We start from the raw sequence: 1,049 nt of genomic DNA, 5'->3' as shown, positions 1-1,049 counted from the left end.
AATTAGTCGAAGATCTTAGCAACAACACCAGCACCTACTGTACGGCCACCTTCACGGATCGCGAAACGTAGACCTTCGTCCATTGCGATTGGTGCGATTAGCTCAACAGTCATCTTAACGTTGTCACCTGGCATTACCATTTCTACGCCTTCTGGTAGCTGGATGTCACCAGTTACGTCAGTTGTACGGAAGTAGAACTGTGGACGGTAGCCTTTGAAGAATGGAGTGTGACGACCACCTTCATCTTTAGACAGTACGTATACTTCTGACTCGAACTTAGTGTGTGGGTTGATTGACTTAGGAGCTGCTAGTACTTGACCACGCTCTACTTCGTCACGCTTAGTACCACGTAGAAGTGCACCAACGTTCTCACCCGCACGACCTTCGTCTAGAAGCTTACGGAACATCTCAACACCAGTACAAGTAGTTGTTGTAGTTTCTTTGATACCTACGATTTCTACTTCGTCACCTACAGTTAGGATACCGCGCTCGATACGACCAGTAACTACTGTACCACGACCTTGGATTGAGAATACGTCTTCGATTGGCATTAGGAATGGCTGATCGATTGCACGCTCTGGCTCTGGAATGTATGAATCTAGCGCTTCTGCTAGTTCTACAATCTTAGCTTCCCACTGCTCTTCGCCGTTTAGTGCGCCTAGTGCAGAACCTTGGATAACTGGTAGGTCATCACCTGGGAAGTCGTACTCAGATAGAAGTTCACGAACTTCCATTTCTACTAGCTCTAGAAGCTCTTCATCATCAACCATGTCACATTTGTTCATGAATACGATGATGTATGGGATACCAACCTGACGGCCTAGTAGGATGTGCTCACGAGTTTGTGGCATTGGGCCATCTGTCGCAGCAACAACTAGGATACCACCGTCCATCTGTGCAGCACCTGTGATCATGTTTTTAACATAGTCAGCGTGTCCTGGACAGTCTACGTGTGCGTAGTGACGTGATGGAGTGTCGTACTCTACGTGAGAAGTAGCGATTGTGATACCGCGCTCACGCTCTTCTGGAGCGTTATCGATAGATGCGAA

Annotated in this window: 1 protein-coding gene; it reads right to left on the bottom strand. The window is 47.6% G+C overall.

The window, feature by feature from the left end; genetic code table 11:
• Window positions 1–2 precede the first annotated feature (2 nt).
• A partial coding sequence (tuf, locus tag RJ47_RS16465; RefSeq protein WP_038193581.1) for an elongation factor Tu occupies window positions 3–1,049 on the bottom strand: 1,047 nt, incomplete at its 5' end.

Origin of the sequence: Vibrio sinaloensis (genome assembly GCF_000808535.1) — a bacterium.
Taxonomy (GTDB): Bacteria; Pseudomonadota; Gammaproteobacteria; order Enterobacterales; family Vibrionaceae; genus Vibrio; species Vibrio sinaloensis_D.
Note: the sequence above shows the minus strand (reverse complement) of the source record. Positions and strands in the feature narration are given on the sequence as shown.